General features: G+C 38.7%; 16 protein-coding genes, 2 tRNA genes and 1 other RNA gene. 1 reads left to right on the top strand and 18 read right to left on the bottom strand.

Annotated elements, in window-relative coordinates; translation table 11 throughout:
• Window positions 1-274: 274 nt before the first annotated feature.
• From RCG25_RS13700 to RCG25_RS13735, 8 genes are all read right to left on the bottom strand, one after another.
• Entirely contained in the window at window positions 275-631 is a 357-nt protein-coding gene (locus RCG25_RS13700) for a hydrolase (protein ID WP_308079376.1), read from the bottom strand.
• A 107-nt stretch (window positions 632-738) separates the two neighbouring features.
• Window positions 739-824: signal recognition particle sRNA small type (gene ffs / locus RCG25_RS13705), an RNA gene on the bottom strand.
• Window positions 824-905 (bottom strand) — tRNA-Leu (locus RCG25_RS13710). Before RCG25_RS13710 ends, ffs begins: the two co-directional genes overlap by 1 nt.
• Window positions 906-917: 12 nt before the next feature.
• A tRNA-Ser gene (locus RCG25_RS13715) sits at window positions 918-1,008 on the bottom strand.
• 101 nt (window positions 1,009-1,109) lie between these two features.
• On the bottom strand, window positions 1,110-1,670 hold the full coding sequence (locus RCG25_RS13720; protein WP_308079377.1) for a GNAT family N-acetyltransferase: 561 nt from the start codon (window positions 1,668-1,670) through the stop codon (window positions 1,110-1,112).
• Window positions 1,671-1,799: 129 nt separating this feature from the next.
• On the bottom strand, window positions 1,800-2,453 hold the full coding sequence (locus RCG25_RS13725) for a DsbA family oxidoreductase (RefSeq protein WP_308084182.1): 654 nt from the start codon (window positions 2,451-2,453) through the stop codon (window positions 1,800-1,802).
• Window positions 2,454-2,823: 370 nt separating this feature from the next.
• Complete coding sequence (locus tag RCG25_RS13730; protein WP_308079378.1) at window positions 2,824-3,408, bottom strand: hypothetical protein; 585 nt, start codon at window positions 3,406-3,408, stop codon at window positions 2,824-2,826.
• 330 nt (window positions 3,409-3,738) lie between these two features.
• Window positions 3,739-4,443 carry a Crp/Fnr family transcriptional regulator gene (locus tag RCG25_RS13735; RefSeq protein ID WP_308079379.1) on the bottom strand — a complete coding sequence of 235 codons (705 nt, stop codon included), beginning with the start codon at window positions 4,441-4,443 and terminating at the stop codon, window positions 3,739-3,741.
• A gap of 37 nt (window positions 4,444-4,480) precedes the next feature.
• Between RCG25_RS13735 and RCG25_RS13740 the strand changes: the two genes are divergently transcribed.
• Window positions 4,481-5,608 carry an aminotransferase class V-fold PLP-dependent enzyme gene (locus tag RCG25_RS13740; protein ID WP_308079380.1) on the top strand — a complete coding sequence of 376 codons (1,128 nt, stop codon included), beginning with the start codon at window positions 4,481-4,483 and terminating at the stop codon, window positions 5,606-5,608.
• 107 nt (window positions 5,609-5,715) lie between these two features.
• Here RCG25_RS13740 and RCG25_RS13745 read toward each other — a convergent pair whose 3' ends face one another.
• From RCG25_RS13745 to RCG25_RS13790, 10 genes are all read right to left on the bottom strand, one after another.
• The gene (locus RCG25_RS13745; protein ID WP_308079381.1) at window positions 5,716-6,195 is read right to left on the bottom strand and encodes a DUF3830 family protein; all 480 of its coding nucleotides are present in this window, start codon (window positions 6,193-6,195) and stop codon (window positions 5,716-5,718) included.
• A gap of 15 nt (window positions 6,196-6,210) precedes the next feature.
• Window positions 6,211-7,353 (bottom strand): NAD(P)/FAD-dependent oxidoreductase, encoded by a 1,143-nt coding sequence (locus RCG25_RS13750; protein ID WP_308079382.1) that lies wholly within the window; start codon window positions 7,351-7,353, stop codon window positions 6,211-6,213.
• A gap of 21 nt (window positions 7,354-7,374) precedes the next feature.
• Window positions 7,375-8,343, bottom strand: a complete 969-nt coding sequence (locus RCG25_RS13755) for an ABC transporter ATP-binding protein (protein WP_308079383.1) — start codon at window positions 8,341-8,343, stop codon at window positions 7,375-7,377.
• Window positions 8,309-9,334, bottom strand: a complete 1,026-nt coding sequence (locus RCG25_RS13760) for an ABC transporter ATP-binding protein (protein WP_308079384.1) — start codon at window positions 9,332-9,334, stop codon at window positions 8,309-8,311. The genes RCG25_RS13755 and RCG25_RS13760 overlap by 35 nt, the downstream gene beginning before the upstream one ends.
• A 17-nt stretch (window positions 9,335-9,351) precedes the next feature.
• On the bottom strand, window positions 9,352-10,416 hold the full coding sequence (locus RCG25_RS13765) for a M24 family metallopeptidase (RefSeq protein ID WP_308079385.1): 1,065 nt from the start codon (window positions 10,414-10,416) through the stop codon (window positions 9,352-9,354).
• 88 nt (window positions 10,417-10,504) lie between these two features.
• Entirely contained in the window at window positions 10,505-12,205 is a 1,701-nt protein-coding gene (locus RCG25_RS13770; protein WP_308079386.1) for an ABC transporter substrate-binding protein, read from the bottom strand.
• An 18-nt stretch (window positions 12,206-12,223) separates the two neighbouring features.
• Window positions 12,224-13,147, bottom strand: coding sequence for an oligopeptide ABC transporter permease (gene opp4C, locus RCG25_RS13775; protein ID WP_308079387.1), 924 nt, complete (start codon window positions 13,145-13,147; stop codon window positions 12,224-12,226).
• Between the two features lie 26 nt (window positions 13,148-13,173).
• Window positions 13,174-14,133, bottom strand: a complete 960-nt coding sequence (locus RCG25_RS13780) for an ABC transporter permease (protein WP_308079388.1) — start codon at window positions 14,131-14,133, stop codon at window positions 13,174-13,176.
• Window positions 14,114-15,328 (bottom strand): M24 family metallopeptidase, encoded by a 1,215-nt coding sequence (locus RCG25_RS13785; RefSeq protein ID WP_308079389.1) that lies wholly within the window; start codon window positions 15,326-15,328, stop codon window positions 14,114-14,116. Before RCG25_RS13785 ends, RCG25_RS13780 begins: the two co-directional genes overlap by 20 nt.
• The gene (locus RCG25_RS13790) at window positions 15,285-16,610 is read right to left on the bottom strand and encodes a M20/M25/M40 family metallo-hydrolase (protein WP_308079390.1); all 1,326 of its coding nucleotides are present in this window, start codon (window positions 16,608-16,610) and stop codon (window positions 15,285-15,287) included. Before RCG25_RS13790 ends, RCG25_RS13785 begins: the two co-directional genes overlap by 44 nt.
• Between the last annotated feature and the right edge of the window lies 1 nt (window position 16,611).

A 16,611-nucleotide genomic window follows, 5' to 3' on the forward strand; every position in this document is an offset into this window, starting at 1 on the left:
CGTACCCAAAAATCGTTACGCTGAGTTCGGCAATGGCCTGTAAACTCTTAATGAGCAACATTTGTCATTCGCAATCCACAGCTTTAGCCATTAAAAGCGAAGCAGCAAGGGTATAAACCCTTGCTACTTCTAATGTTTTTTAAACTTTCTAGCTTACAAATTGACCTACATTTTTATAGTGCAAAAGGATTACATTTTGGTTTGCATTTTCCTGTGCAAATTGACGTTTTGCGACAGGAAACGAAACCCATAAAAAAATGTGCGCTTCATTTCATCAAAACTCCCGGTACCCCAGTATTGCCTGTTCGTTTTCTAATTCACTATTTAAAATTCCCATGTCTTGAATATGTGCACGAGTTTTTTCATCTCCCAAATAATAGAGTAAAGAATAAATCACCATCATTCGTATGTCATATTCTTTATTTTCAGGTTGATGATGATATTCAAGAAATGGAATATGTGCCCGAATATAACTTTCCCAATCGGTTTCATCAGTTTTATCAAATAGCCGTTCCAGGACAGCAATTTGGCTTTCCGTTGCGTTAATCTTAAAATCCCATTCCGCTCCATTAGGTTCAGTAAAAATCTCGTGAGATTGTATGTTTATATAATAGCTGTGTTTTTCATCCATAAGATCATCTCCTATCCTTTTTCCATGTATACCACAACTTTTCGGGTCCAAAACCGTAAAGAAAAAACGCTAACCTCAAAAAGAGATTAGCGTTTTCGTTTTCGCACTATGTAATAGCCCACACAATTTCACAAGTTATGGCTGCTGCATTCCTGCCCTGACCAGTTTCCTAGTGTCGTTGTTGGACTATGATGCGGGTGAAGGGAGTCGAACCCCCACGCCCGAAGGCGCCAGATCCTAAGTCTGGTGCGTCTGCCAATTCCGCCACACCCGCAAAATAATATTATGGCAGAGAAGAAGGGATTTGAACCCTCGCGCCGGTTACCCGACCTACACCCTTAGCAGGGGCGCCTCTTCAGCCTCTTGAGTACTTCTCTGTATGAAGAACTACTTCAAAAAGTTCCGTTAAGAACTTACAAACCAACTATAACATCCATAGCAATTGGAAGCCACCTGTAAATTTTGGTAGACAAAAGTCCTAAGGTTTCTCTCTCTTTTTCTGAAACGATGCTTTATGGAACTTACTAATATGCTTAAACAATTCCTCACCGGAGAATTCCGCATGTTTAGAATTGGTTTGAATATACATCGCCTGATATGGTTCTGGCACCCAAATATAATGATGAATATAATCAGTCAAAGTAAAACCGCACTTCTGCCAAAAATGGATTCTTTTAATATTTTCCGGTGTTTTTTCTGCTTCAACCTCAATGATTATTGCATCAAAGTGGTCCTTACCTTGAGACCATTTATGAATATAGTTCACCAATTTTTTACCTAACCCTTGGTTTTGAAAATCTGGGTGAACAGACAAATAATCAATTAATAAGGCATCCATTTCAGTTAATTTACCAGTAAGGGTCATCGCAACGATTTGGTCTCCCATATAACCAACATGTAAATAGCAAATCCCTTTTTGAAACATGTTTCGAATGATGTCCTCTGGTTTTGCTCCCTTCTCTTTAAAAGCCTGTTTATAGATGAAGCCTGCATCGGCCCAAATCTCGTCATTCCATTGATCATACGTTTGATAATTCAAAACTATTTACCTGGAGCATTGTCGCAAACATGCTACCAGATATACCTCCTCATCATTTTGTTATTATTATTTACTGATTAGTAAAAAACAACCTGAAATGAATCAGGTTGTTTTTTGTATGGCAGCATCCTACTTTTTAGGTATTTCGCAACCATTTTCATCGCAGACGATTCCATCATCGTTGTTTAACACAACGATTTCATCCTCTTGAATGACTTTTCTCAATGCTTGAACAAATGCCTCCGTTGGTTGTGCACCGGATAGGGCATACTTTTTATTAATAAGGAAGAATGGAACACCTGTAATCCGGTACTGCTGTGCGGTTTGTTCATCCGCACGTACTTCAATTGCCATTTCATCACTTGCAAGCATGTGTTCAACAGCTTCCCGGTCTAACCCTACCTCTACCGCTAAATCTGTTAACGTTTTATGATCACCAATATGCTTGGATTCCGTAAAATACGCGTGTAAAATGCGCTCAGTCATCTCTTTCATTAAACCATGCTGCTTAGCGAACATCGTCACACGGTGTGCATCGAAAGTATTCGTTAAAATGAGCGTATCCATATGATAATCCAACCCAGCTGCCTTCGCCATTTGAACCATTCGTTCAGTATTGGCTTTCGCTTGCTCGATACTCATCCCATATTTTTTAGCTAACGCTTCATAAATGTTTTCTTTAATATCCCGACCCGCTGTCGGATCCAATTCGTAGCAACGATACGTTACTTCAATCGGATGGTCAATCTGTTTAATGGCATCCTCCAGATGCCTTTTGCCAATATAGCAAAATGGTCAAGCAAAATCAGTCCACATTTCAATATGCATGTTTGTCCCTCCTGTTTGTTTTTCTTGTATAGTATAAGGGAAACCATGATTTTTTACACAGAATATGATTCATTGGTGAACTCAAGAAGTACTTTTTCCGAATCATATTTTGCTTCTCGATCAACTTCACAACCTCAACATTGGCAGATGATATAGCAGAAAAAACTACCATAAGAAAAAAGACCAGACATTCTGTAACATGTCTTGTCAATCAATACCCCCTCACAAGGGCAGCTATTGTGGTGTGATAATCCACCCGAACCTCAAAAAAATCAAGGGGGATTATTTTTTTAAAACGACAGCTTTACTCACAAAAAGAGCTATCCTATCTAGCTGAATGAATTGCGTTCAGCTCTTCTATAATATGATTAGCATACGTTTGGCATAAATTCATAACCGTATCTATGACTACTTTTGTTGAATATTCCATGAAGTTCACCATGAAGTCCCTATTATCCGGTTGCAGGAATGTACCTATAAATTCAACCAACAAATCGTTTACTAGCTTGGTATGAAAAAAAACACTTTCCGAATGGGCTATTTGCTCTTCAACACCCGATCCTTGGTAAACTAACTGTTGAAACCGAGGCATATTTTCTGCAAGGAAATTAGTTTCTTGTACTTGTTTAGGAATATCCGCCATGAGAGAATGGAAAATTTCTAGTGGGAAAAACTGTTCTTCTTCAATACACTGTGCTAAAAATGAGATGGCCGTATTTGTATTTGCGTATTGAAAGGTTACATTTCTTAAAAGTGCTTCTAAATACTCTTCATGTGAACCTACATCCTCTCTTATTTTTGTTAAAATGTTTTTAATTCCTTCTTCCCGCTCCACTTTATCCCAATGAGGCTGACTACTAAAAGCATGAAAAACTTCTGCTGTGTTGTTTGATAATAGTTCTATTGACAATGTTTTCGACCCCTCTAGTAATTTTATTTATGAATAAGCCAAGATCTGCTGATTAGAAAAATTCTGCAACCGTACAAAAGATTATGGCAACATACTACACATTATAACTCAGACATCAAATGACATAAACTTTTAATTTTCAGAAAAAAAAGAGGCGCCACTTCAGCCTCTTGCACGTAAACCTTTCAAGTAAACAATAAAAAAGAAGACGTTTCTAATTAGATAGATTTGTTTTATTGGTGCCTGACACCATAAAAAATCAAAAGCAAAAAAATAATGACATTGTTAACTATTTTACATTTTTTTTTGAACTTTCAAAATATAATAAACCTAAGGAAATAGCATTTTTTCATTTGCCAATTCAGCAAGTTCCTCAATATTGTTAATCATATATAACTTTCCTTTTTTTACAATATATGAATGATCTTCAAGCCATTTAATATTCTTTGCAATGGTTACCCTTGTAGTACCTAGTAAGTTTGCCATTTCCTGATGAGTAAAACTAATGGTTACTTGAACCTGGTTCTCACCTATCCTTACGCCATATTGTAAAGATAGCTGAATGAAAGCAGCACAAACCCTCGGCAGGGCTTTCATATAGCTTAATTGTAAAGATTGCGAACACAAAAGCCGATATTTTTTTGTAATAAGGTCAAGAGTTTGTTGAATGTATTGTGGGTTATTCGAAAGAAAATCAAAAAAGGTTGGGATTGAAATTCTATGTAGTATTACGTCAGATGCGGTTATTGCATTAGTAGCATAACGGGAGTCACCATTCAAAGAACACTCACCTAGTAGCCCATTTTTCCCGATAATTGCGAGCGCCTTTTCTTCTCCGTTTGGTGAAATCAAGAACAACCGAACGCGCCCAGATTCAATTAAATATATATAATGGCCAACTTCGTTTTGATGGAAAATAGTTTCGTGCTTTTCAAATCTAATTTGTTCGGATTTTGGCTTTAATTCCTGCCACGTAAAAGGAAGATAGTCCAGCCAAGGATTTAGCAAATTGAACTCATTAACTATATCATTCATTTTCTTCACCTCATTTTGATATGAAAGGACTTTGTTTATGGAAAATTTAGTAGGAATTAGATCGGAATTTCCCATCTTAGAAAAGAAAATCATACTTTCAAGTTGTTCACAAAGTGCAATATCACGTAAGGTAATTGAAGCCATGGATGCATATAAGAATAGCTTAATAGAAGAAGGTATGTCTTGGGATGTTTGGATGGAAAAGGTGAATAGCGCGAAGGTGAAATTCTCTAAACTTATTAACTGTAGACCTGATGAAGTAGCCATCTTATCTTCAGTTTCTGATTCTATTTCATCTATATTACACTCATTAGATTTAAATATGCAAGAGGTTTGTGTAACAGAAATGGATTTTCCTTGTATTGGCCACGCAGTCTTGGCACAAAAAAGAATTCAAAATTTTAAGGTTACATTTATACCATCGGATAATAATGTTATACCACTAGAATACTATGAAGCATATATATCTGAGAAAACAGGACTTACATGTATTCCACATGTTTCCTATTACAATGGATTCAAACAAGATATTAAAGAAATCGCAAAAATTGCCCATAAAAAGGGATCGCTTCTTTTAGTAGATGCCTATCAGTCTGCAGGCAGTTTAGAAATAGACGTTAAGGATATGGATATTGATATATTGGTAACGGGAATGCAGAAGTATCTTCTAGGTGTACCTGGCATCTCGTTCCTTTATATAAAAAAAGAGATTTCAGAACAATTATCACCGTCGACCATTGGATGGTTTGGGCAGAAAAACCCATTTGACTTTAATTTAAAATCATTGGAATTAGCTGAGTCTACGCAGCGATTTAATACTGGGACCCCTCCAGTAGTTAATGCATATATCGCTGATGCAGCTCTATCTCTCATAAATGGGATTGGGATAAAGGCAATAGAGAACCATTTGTACAATTTATCATCTTATACTTTAGAAACTGCTACTCAAATGGGATTTCAGATTGCTAGTCCATTAGATTTACAAACGAAAGGTGCCAGCACAGCAATTTATGTTAAGGATGCTAATAGGATTGAAAATTTATTGAAAGAGCAAGGCATTATTGTATCGGCTCGAAAAGATGTCATTCGTATCGCACCACATATTTATAATACCAAAGAAGACATTTATGAAAGTTTAGCTCAGTTAAGCCGTTTAACTTTGTGATTCCCCCTATTATACTTATTGAGTCTAGCCTAATATTAGGCTAGCAATTTTTTTGAAATTAAAAACGCACCTTTCAAAACAGGTGCGCTCGATTTAATAATTTTGGATTATTTAATGTTCTGGCTTATCATTATTTTTTGCTGTCCCTTCATATGAATGACTTTGCCAATTTCCTCAAGTTCCACCAAATCTTCTTCTACCACTCTTGCAAAAAGATTACCCGGAATCCAACCAGCTGGAAAAAAGGTGCGTGCATCTTTTCCATAAAAAAGCCCAAAATCATAGATTGGAGTTGGAATTCCCCCCCATGCGTACTCAGGCATAAAGGTAAAAAGAATATCTCCTGGCTGAGGGAAACACGTTAGATTCTCTTTTGCTGGATCATGAAGAGATGTGTCTTTACAAACATCTACTGGCAATTGGATAGAAATTTCCTTCCCTGTATACATTGCATGCCTTCCGGTAGTATAAATAGGGTTCCCAAGCAATCTCATGAAAGCGGCACTTGTCGAAGGGGCCTTCTCATTTAATAATCTTGCCTTGAGTGAAACATCTGAATCTAAAAAGGTAATCGTAAATGTATTCAAGATTATCTTTCCCTCCTATACCACACTTGGTTCAAAAATCAGCTGGTTATTTTTAAATCGTCGATAATTTAAACTTGAAACATCAATCTTTGGTGTTTGTTCAGCTACGATTGTGGCTACAGCCTCCCCAACCGCAGGTGACATCATAAACCCATGACCGCTCATCCCCACCGCCTGATAATAACCTGGTAAACCATCTACACAACCTAAAATAGCCTGATGGTCCGGAGTACTGTCGTATGTACCATCAACATGTGAATGGATGACAAGATCCGTAAGAGGCGGAAAAATTTCTGTTCCGACTTCTGCAGCCCTTAACTGAAAATCAAACATATTAAACGGTGGCTGCAAGTCTTTTCCAAGATAACTTAAATATATAGTCCCATCGGTTAATTGTTTGGCAGCAAACCCCATTTCAAATGAAATAAGCAGGGGCTCAAGAATTCGTTCTGTAACCCGATTGGTATATAAAATTCGTCTTACTTCAAAATTAATAGGCAAATCAACGTCAGCAGTTTTTGCTAATCCTTTAGAACCCAATCCAGCCGCATTCACGACTTTATCACAAGTAATGCTCCCACGATTTTTACAATAAACTCCCTTAACCACGCCATTCTCTACAATGATTCGCTCCACATCATCATTTATGAATTGAACACCTTTCCGCTTGGCAGCTGTCGCAAAGCTATGCGTAACATGATAAGCATCATCTGCGAACCCATCGGTTTCACAAAAGGAAGCTGCAATGAAACTTGATTCGTTAATACCTGGTACAATTTCTTTTGCCTCTAAAGGGGATAAAAACTTAGTAGGAATTCCAAGTGAGTTTTGTAATGTCACACTCTGAGCATATTTTCTTTTTGCTTCTTCGGAATGGAAGGTATAAAGGTATCCAACTTCTCTAAATTTTATTTCATGTTCAGGCTCAAGATATGCATTAATATTTTTAAAAAACTCTGTTGATGCTTTAGACATGATACAGTTAATTTCTGTACCCCACTGTTGCCTGACACCACCTGGGCAAATCCCGGTAATATCCGATGCGATTCCACCTTTATCAATAACTAATACATTTGAATAACCTTTTTCGGTGAGAAAATAAGCAATGGAACAGCCAATTATTCCAGCTCCAACAATAATGACATCGTAATTTTTCATATTACTCTCCCTTTCTAGGCTTTAACGAAGGTGACAAGCAACCCAGTGGCCATTTCCTGTATCCTTTAATTCTGGAGATATCGACTTGCATTCCTCCATCACGTATGGACAACGAGTATGGAACCGGCAACCTTCAGGTGGATTCACCGGACTCGGGATATCCCCATTTAAGATAATCCGTTTCCTTTTTAATTTGGGATCTGGTCTTGGGATGGCAGACAATAACGCTTGAGAATACGGGTGTTTAGCATTGTCGAAAAATTCATCACGATCCGCGATCTCTACTATTTTCCCTAGGTACATGACAGCAATCCGGTTTGAAATATGCTTAACGACACCTAGATTATGTGTGATGAACAAGTATGTTAAACCATATTTCTTTTGAAGGTCCTGAATTAGATTTAATACCTGTGCTTGTACAGATACATCGAGTGCCGACACTGGTTCATCCATGATAATTAGTTTTGGATTCACAGCCAATGCCCTGGCAATACCGATTCTTTGCCTCTGGCCGCCAGAAAATTCATGCGGATACCGGTCGATAAAGGCATGGTTTAATCCAACATCATGCATAATTTGCTTAACTCTTTCTTTTCGTTCCTTTTTAGATATGTCTAAATGGATAGACATTGGTTCTTCCAAAATTTGCTCTACCTTTAAGCGTGGATTTAGTGAGGCATAAGGGTCCTGAAATACAATTTGCATATCCTTTCTTTTTTGTTTTAAATTTTTGGATGTGAGTGCTCGAATGTCCTCATTTTCGATGAGAATTCGACCTTCGGTTGCCTCGATTAATCGAAGAATAACTCTACCTGCAGTTGACTTTCCACACCCAGACTCACCAACAAGTCCCAGAGTTTCACCTTTTTCTATATAAAAGCTTATATCATCAACTGCCTTAACAACGCTCGTGGTCTTTGTAAATAACTTATCTCCCTCGACAGGAAACCACTTTTTAAGATTTTCCACCTGTAGCAATTTCTCTGCCATTTAAATCCCCCTTTCCACCTGGCCATTGGTTTGAATAGATCCAACACCTAATTTTACGATCTTTACATTCAATTAGCGGTGGCTCCTCCTGCTGGCAAATGGATTGTGCATATTCACACCTGTTTGCAAAACGACAGCCTTGTGTTACTTCAGAAGGATGCGGAACTTGCCCAGTAATTGGATTCAGCCGTTCCACCCTGCCATCTATATTAGGAATTGACTTGAGTAATCCAATAGAATATGGATGCTTGGGAGATTCGAAGAATGATTCGACATCGGCATATTCCACAATCCTGCCAAGGTACATTACAGCAACTTTATCCGCTGTTTCCGCAACTACGCCAAGATCATGAGTAATCAAAAGGATGGCTGTATTCAACCTATCCTTCAGATCATTCATAAGTTCTAATATTTGCGCCTGTGTTGTCACATCAAGTGCCGTTGTTGGTTCATCCGCAATAAGCAAATCCGGGTTACATGCTAAAGCCATTGCAATCATTACCCTTTGTCTCATTCCACCGGATAACTGATGAGGATACTGCTGCACCCTTTTTTCTGCCGAGGGGATTCCCACTAATTGAAGCATATCTATTGCCATAGCTCTTGCTTCTTTAGACGAAAGCCCTTGGTGTTGTGTAAGAACCTCCGATATTTGGTTACCAACCGTAAAAACAGGATTTAACGATGTCATGGGTTCCTGAAAAATCATAGAGATTTCATTTCCTCTTATTTTTCTAATCTCTTTTTCTCCCATTTTTACGAGATCTTTTCCTTTAAAAACTACTTCACCCTCAATAATTTTTCCATGCGGCTTAGATATGAGCTGCAAAATGGACAGTGAGGTAACACTCTTACCACTTCCCGACTCCCCCACTATTCCTAAAGTTTCCCCTTTTTTTAATTCAAAAGTGACCCCATCAACTGCAGCAGTTTCCTTGCCATCATGATAAAAATAAGTTTTTAAATTCCTGACCTCCAATAAGTTTTCCATAGCCATTCTCCTTTGACTTAGATATGGATATGTCTCGGTGTATTAGTCAGAACTTCACAACCGTTGTTCGTAACTAGGACCACATCCTCCACCCGAACACCCGCTTTTCCAGGTATATATAATCCTGGTTCAATGGTGAACACCATTCCCGGTTCTAATACCTCTTCAGATTGCAAGACAATCCTTGGATTTTCATGAATTTGTAGTCCTACACCATGTCCAAGACCTCTTAAACTGTAACCCTCCAGTCCCTCTCTAAAAAACACTTCCCTTGCAACAGCATCTAAATCATGACCGGTCATTCCGGGCTTTACTTCTTCAACGGCCCGTTCTAAAGCTTCATGAACAAGGTGATAATATCCTTTTAATTCCTCGTTAGGCATACCAATCCAGAGAGTACGTGTCATATCTGACATATATCCTTGGTATTTAACTCCATAATCGATTAATAGAAAATGATTCTCCTTCACTTGATTATTTGAAGGAACCGCATGTGGAAGTGCGGCACGTACGTCGGCAGCAACGATTGTTCCAAAGGCAGGACCATCATGTCCGTGTTTTCCCATCAAATATTCTAATTCTACAGCGACTTCCCTTTCAGACATTCCAGGTTTTATTAACGGTATTAAATCTTTAAATGCTTGATCTGAAATAGCAATAGACTCGCGGATTACTTTAATTTCCTCATCATCCTTAATCCTTCTAATTTTGAGGAGTTCAGTTGTAAGAGGAACCCATTCACATTTCTGGATTAAGGACTTAATTTTATTAAATAGGTGAAATGAAAGTGATTCTGATTCAAAACCAATGGTCGAAATCTCTTTGTCCTGAAAAACAGATTGAATCGTTACAAATGGGTCAATTCCATGTGTGATGATTTCAAAATCAGGTGCCTGCTCCTTTGCCTGTTGTGTATACCTTTGATCAGTAATCAAGCCGCAATACCCTGCAGTAACAAGCAAATAGCCGTTGCTTCCTGAAAAACCGGAAAAATACCTTCTATTTTCATAGGATTGGATAAACAAGGCATCCAGCCCCTGTTCCTGCATCAAATTACGCAGCTTGTTTATCCTACTGTTCATCCTTACACCTCCATACAGGTACCTCATATAGTCAGGGTGATATCTCCCTCTTGTGCCCGAGCGATATCACCCTTTCCACTACCCTTTTTTATTCTTTTATCGCCCAATCTTCAGCATTGAATGTAGCACCTCTAAAATCTGGGTCGAAACCGGACACTCTATTATTTACGACGAAAGGTGATACCTGCTCATATAATGGAATCCATATTTCGTCTTCAGCGAGTTTCTTACCCACTTCCCAAATTAATTGTTGGCGTTTTTCTAAATCAATTTCCTTGGTCTGCTGCTCTAACAATTGGTCTACTTTTGGATCCGAATAGCTTACGAAATTATATCCGTTAGGCGGCATATATGCAGTTCCGAAATAACTTCTGTATTCATCCGGATCCGCTTCAACACCAAAACCAAGGATATAGGCATCATAATCATCCTTTGTTACTGCTCTTTGTTTTCCATCCTTTGTTTTCGGTAAAAGTTTTGTGACAAGCGTTGGAAAATCAAGCGATCTAATTTCCATTTTCACGCCAACTTTCTCCCACATTTCTTTTAAGAGAACGGCTGATTTTTCTCTTTCTTTTGTACCTGTAGGAACTTCCATCGTAAAGCTAAGTTCTTTTCCATCCTTTGCATAAATTCCCTTGCTATTTTTCTTATAACCGGCTTCTTCCAGCAATGCCGCGGCCTTAGCTGTATCATATTGATAGATTGGTAGATCAGGATTATGTGACCAATGCTTAGATGGGAAAATATCATCCGCAACTTGACCATATTTACCAAGAATAGTAGAAACGATTGCTTTCTTATCAATGGCATGTGCTAATGCTTGACGGACTCTAACATCCTTAAACTGAGCATTTTTTGAATTGAACCCTACATAGTACACACTTAAAGATGTTTGAGTAACTAATCCCGCATAGTCGAGACTACTTACAGAAGGGGTTTCGGCAACAGGTACTGGGGTAATATCAATATCCTTACTCAATACAGATGCTAACATTGTATTTGCATCCCCAAAACGAACAATGATCTTATCTAACTTAGGTGCTCCGCCAAAATAATCTTTGTTTGCCTCTAATTCTATATACTGTCCAGTTTCCCATTTAACAAACTTAAAAGGACCCGTTCCAATTGGAGCACGATTTGACTGATGTTTTTCCCATTCACCAGGTGATACATCTTTTAGAATATGTTCCGGAACAATCCCTATAAATAATCCAGAAATAAACGGTGCAAATGGCTCTTTCGTTGTAAATTTAATGGTATTGTCATCAATGACCTCAATGCCTGTTATCTTATCGGCCTTACCTGCTTTGTATTCTGCAGCTCCTACAATGGGATCAACTCTCCAATAGGCCCCTGCGTCATATTTACCATCTGCCAACGATGTAAAAGTAAATTCAACATCCTTAGCCGTGAATGGCTCCCCATCATGCCATTTCACACCCTTTTTAAGATGGAAGGTATAAGACTTTCCATCCTCTGACACATCCCAATTTTCAGCTAAACTACCAACCATTTTTAATTCTTTATCGGGTATAACAAGCGAATCAAATATCATATGGGTGACATTCGTATCTGAAGTAGTAGCCCAAATAACAGGGTTAAGATTACCTGGTTCACTATTAAAGGCAACGGTAACAGTTCCCCCTACTTTTTCCTTTCCTTCTTTTGCTGGCTCGTTGCTTTTCTCTTGGTTCTTTGTGGTGGAAGCACTCTCAGATGAACAAGCTGATAATAATAGCGTGAAAATTAGGAGAATTAAACCGACCAGACTTCTCTTTTTCTTCATTACAATTTCCCCCTTTATTTAATTTTTTACTTTTGGGTCTAATGCATCTCGTAAGCCATCCCCTACAAAGTTAATACAAAGAATGGTGAGTAAAATAGCAAATCCAGCAGGCATCCAAACCCAAGGTTTAAATTGTAAAACCATAATCGATGTAGCTTCATTTAACATATTGCCCCAACTAGGAACAGGCTGCTGTACGCCAACTCCCAAAAAGCTTAATGCTGATTCGGTTAAAATCGCCTCGGCAGTTTGTAACGTTCCCTGGACTACAATTGGTGCCATAATATTGGGCAATATATGCCTTAAAATGATCATCGCATTGTTCTGGCCCATTGCCCTTGTGGCTTCGATGTATTCCATTTCCCGAAGACGCAATACCTCTCCCCTTACAAGCCTTGTCATCGTTGTCCAACTAACCAATCCAATGATAATCATTACATTAAAAAGGCTGGGCTTTAAAATGGTGGCTACGGTAATGGCTAAGAATAATACGGGGAAACAAATGACGACATCAGTTATACGCATAATAACAGTATCAACCCATTTCCCATAAAAACCAGCTACAAGTCCAAGAAATACCCCTGTTATTGTCGCAATCATAACCGCAACAAATGCTACACTTAGGGAAACCCTCCCTCCATAAATGATCCTCGATAGCATATCTCTTCCCAGACTATCTGTGCCTAGTAGATGACCATCGCCTGGCGGTGCTAGGACATTAATGTCCCCAAGTTCTCCTTTCGTTGATTCATAGGGACTGTAAGGAGATATAAGTGGTGCCAAAACTGCTAGAATGAGAAATATCAGAAGGATAATGGCACCAAAGACCGCAAGCTTATTCTTTTTAAATCGTTTCCAAGCAGCATGGTCCCGCCATCTTTTCTTTTTATATTGCTGGACGAGCTCTTTGTTAGTTTGCTGTACCTCAATACTGCTATTCAAGGACAATTCCCCCTTTCCCCACTTTTTTAATATCTAATCCGTGGATCTGCCCATGCATACATGACATCTGCCAGTAAGTTACCGGTCATCACTAAAATGGATGTAAACAGATTTAGGGCCATAATAACGGGGTATTCCCTTGCAACAATAGATTGAATTCCTAAGCTACCCATTCCTGGCCAGTTAAAAATGTGTTCTGTGATATATGCCCCTCCAAACAAAAAGGGAATGGATAGTCCGAATATGGTGATTACTGGAATTAAAGCGTTCCTTAATGCATGCTTGAGATATACTTTTGCTTTGCTTAACCCTTTGGAGTCTGCTGTTCGGATAAATTCCTGATTCAGGACTTCCAGCATACTGGAACGTGTAAAACGCATAACAACTGCCACTGTCGGTAATGCCAAAACAAGAGCTGGCATAATCACGTGCTTAAAATAATCCATAAAGAGGGCAAACCCAGTATAATCTGCCCCTATCGTAACCATCCCAGAAGTTGGCAACCATCCTAGCTTTAAAGCAAAGATAAAAATCATACCTAAACCAAAAAAGAATGATGGAATAGAAATACCTATGAAGGACATAACAGTCAGTACATAATCAGGCAATTTATTTCGCTTAGTTGCGGAGTATACCCCTAAAGGAACCCCAAAAACAAACGCAATAATAAATGCAGTTCCTGTCAACAACAATGTAGCCGGGAGGCGTTCTAGTATTAACTGGCCAACTGGCTGACCAGTCTTAATCGTATATCCAAGATTTCCTTGTAAAATTTGCGTAATCCAGTTGAAATACTGAACTGGAAGCGAATCATTTAACCCAAGGTTTTCCTGAGCTCTTTCTATTTCCTCTGCTGATATTTTCGGATCAATCATGGTTTGCATTGGATTTCCCGGTGCTAGCTGCATAATGGCAAAAGTCATAATAGAAATTCCAATTAGAATGGGAATCGATTGAAGTAATCTTTTAATCAGGTATTTTTTCAAGAATCTCCTCCCCCACTTTCCTGTTATTGGAAATAAGAATCAATTCATCTTGGCGCTCGGTTAAATACCTGATTCCATTCGAAGTGACAACCACATTTTCCTCTACAATAAAATGAATACCATCCTCCAAAAAAAGTGTAGGTTCAATGGTGAAAACCATACCTTCTTTTAATTCCCCATACGGCGCGTTTCCATATCGTTTCCATCTAGGGCCTAAAAGAATGCCTCCATCATGTACATCTCTCCCAATTTGGTGGCCTGTTGCATGAGTAATTTCAGGGTAGCCAAGAGACACATAGTAATTTCGAGCTGCCCCGTCCACTTCGTACCCCTTTACACCAGGTTTCATCATAAGAGCGGCCCTTGTTATGGCTTCATGAACAGCTGAAAAGGCAGCCTTGATAGGTTCAGGGGCTTCGGTTTCACCTTCTTTTAGAAAATAAACAGTTCTGGCAATATCCGAAACATATCCATCCACCTCAACACTAAAGTCGAAGATAACAAGATCGCCTTCATGAATGACAGCCTCGCCAGGCCCTCTATGGGCGATATTTTCCTTTAAAACGATAGGCAAGGAAAGAGAACGATCCACCCCATTCACAACATTTTCCCTTTCCATTTCTGCAATGAATAAAGTTCCCAATTCGCGTTCTGTCATTCCTGCCTTCATTTTTGTAAATACTCTCTCATAGATTCTTTCAGTTACCTTCACTGCTTTTTCAATTCTTTCAATCTCAGTTTTAGATTTAATACTTCTAATTAGGGTTAGAAATGGTTCTGAAGAAACAAATTCCCCATGAAATACCCCTTTAAGAGTATTTTTTAACCAACGGTAACGGCCTGCGGTTAACCCATCAGCCAAATGCTCCTCAACCGAAATATTTAGAGCAATAGTCCTTGGGTTTAACTTTCTTACCGTTTCAACTAATAAAGTCTCAAAACTTCCAGTATGCTTACATACTTCATCAAAAAGCTCCGACTCCTCTAAATCTTGAGCATCGATACTGCTGCATAATGCCAGTTTTCTTCCTTCTTTTGTAAATATGAAAACACCTGGCCCAACTGTTCCTACCCCTGTAATAAGGGGAATACAAGGATCACTGCCCTCTGATGTAAGAATGAGCCACATATCAATCTCTAATTCTCTTAAGCTACCAATAGTCTGATTCAACTTTTCCTTTTGTATCTGATACATTCTCTCCGCCTCCCTTGCTTATGCAAAATTCCTCTAAAACATCCTTCATCAGTTGTACACCATATTCAAAGGACTCTAGTTCGATATGTTCATCCTTGTTATGCACCCTTTTGAGCACCTCTGTAAATAAAGTCAGGGTAGGTGAAAGCCCGTATATTTGGCTTGCCATTTCTCCTATAAATCTTCCATCTGTTTTACCTAAGGCAGTAAAAGGTACCCATCTCATGTTTAAACCCAATCGTTCCGATTGAGTCTTAAACAAAGAAATAATTTCACCCTTAGGGTCGCTTTCATATCCTTGCTGAAAAGACAATAATTGGTACTGTACATTAGGTGGCGTAGTCCATTCTTTCATAAATAATTCAAACTGTTCTCTTGTTTGATTAGGCAGTGTTCTGAATTCTAGAAGGACTTCAGCCTTATAAGGAATCACATTTAACTGATCCCCTATACGTATGAGTTCAGGCGTTACGGTTGTTTCCTTCATATATTCATAGAGTCTTTTCACCAATTTCCCCTGTTCATTTTCTTGATTCATCATCTCTTCCATTTCATCACGAAACCGTTGAAGAACCGGGTAATTACCTGCAGGGAAACTAATTTTCATTAGGTAGTCAACTACCTGGGCAAGCTTACCTATCGCTTGGTTTTCTGGAGGACAGCCAGCATGCCCCCCGTCCCCTGCTGCTGTGAGGGATACCCTTGCTGTTCCCTTTTCACCGGAGGCAAATAACATAAGGGTTTCTCCATTTTCACTTTTGACTGTAAAGCCACCGCCTTCACTTAAAACAATACTGTTTCTAAAAATGTCTGGAAACTGTCTAGAAATGAACTCCATTCCTTCCTTGCTTCCATTTTCCTCATCCGCAGTAGCTATAAAATAGACATCTCGGTTCAATGGTAGATTCACTCTTTTTAGATGCAGGAAAGCCATTAGATGCATGGCAGTAAGTTGCTTTGTATCAAGGGTTCCCCGACCCCAAATTTTATTTTCATAGATGTCTCCTGAAAATGGGGGAAACGTCCACTCTTCTTCCCGCGCCGCCACAACATCTAAGTGCGAAAGAAGAATAACAGGCTGTAGCTGTTTATTCTCTCCGGCTAATTTAGAAATAATGGATGTCCTTCCTTTGTTACTGTAAACTATTTGGGAATCGATATTATTGTTGTCTAGGATTTCTTTTAGATGATTGGCTAGTAAATATTCGGTAGCAAGCTCATTTGTTGTATTGATTTTGAGCATGTTCCTAAAATAATACAGTGCCTCATTTTTAAAACTCATC

It is taken from the genome of Neobacillus sp. PS2-9, assembly GCF_030915525.1.
Classification (GTDB): Bacteria; Bacillota; Bacilli; order Bacillales; family Cytobacillaceae; genus Neobacillus.

What these genes read in the sequence shown, in the direction of transcription:
- RCG25_RS13700 (WP_308079376.1), bottom strand. Translation starts at nt 631, where the DNA reads ATGGATGAAAAACACAGCTATTATATAAACATACAATCTCACGAGATT.
- RCG25_RS13735 (WP_308079379.1), bottom strand. Translation starts at nt 4,443, where the DNA reads ATGAATGATATAGTTAATGAGTTCAATTTGCTAAATCCTTGGCTGGAC.
- RCG25_RS13740 (WP_308079380.1), top strand. Translation starts at nt 4,481, where the DNA reads ATGGAAAATTTAGTAGGAATTAGATCGGAATTTCCCATCTTAGAAAAG.
- RCG25_RS13750 (WP_308079382.1), bottom strand. Translation starts at nt 7,353, where the DNA reads ATGAAAAATTACGATGTCATTATTGTTGGAGCTGGAATAATTGGCTGT.
- RCG25_RS13755 (WP_308079383.1), bottom strand. Translation starts at nt 8,343, where the DNA reads ATGGCAGAGAAATTGCTACAGGTGGAAAATCTTAAAAAGTGGTTTCCT.
- RCG25_RS13760 (WP_308079384.1), bottom strand. Translation starts at nt 9,334, where the DNA reads ATGGAAAACTTATTGGAGGTCAGGAATTTAAAAACTTATTTTTATCAT.
- RCG25_RS13765 (WP_308079385.1), bottom strand. Translation starts at nt 10,416, where the DNA reads ATGAACAGTAGGATAAACAAGCTGCGTAATTTGATGCAGGAACAGGGG.
- RCG25_RS13770 (WP_308079386.1), bottom strand. Translation starts at nt 12,205, where the DNA reads ATGAAGAAAAAGAGAAGTCTGGTCGGTTTAATTCTCCTAATTTTCACG.
- RCG25_RS13785 (WP_308079389.1), bottom strand. Translation starts at nt 15,328, where the DNA reads ATGTATCAGATACAAAAGGAAAAGTTGAATCAGACTATTGGTAGCTTA.
- RCG25_RS13790 (WP_308079390.1), bottom strand. Translation starts at nt 16,610, where the DNA reads ATGAGTTTTAAAAATGAGGCACTGTATTATTTTAGGAACATGCTCAAA.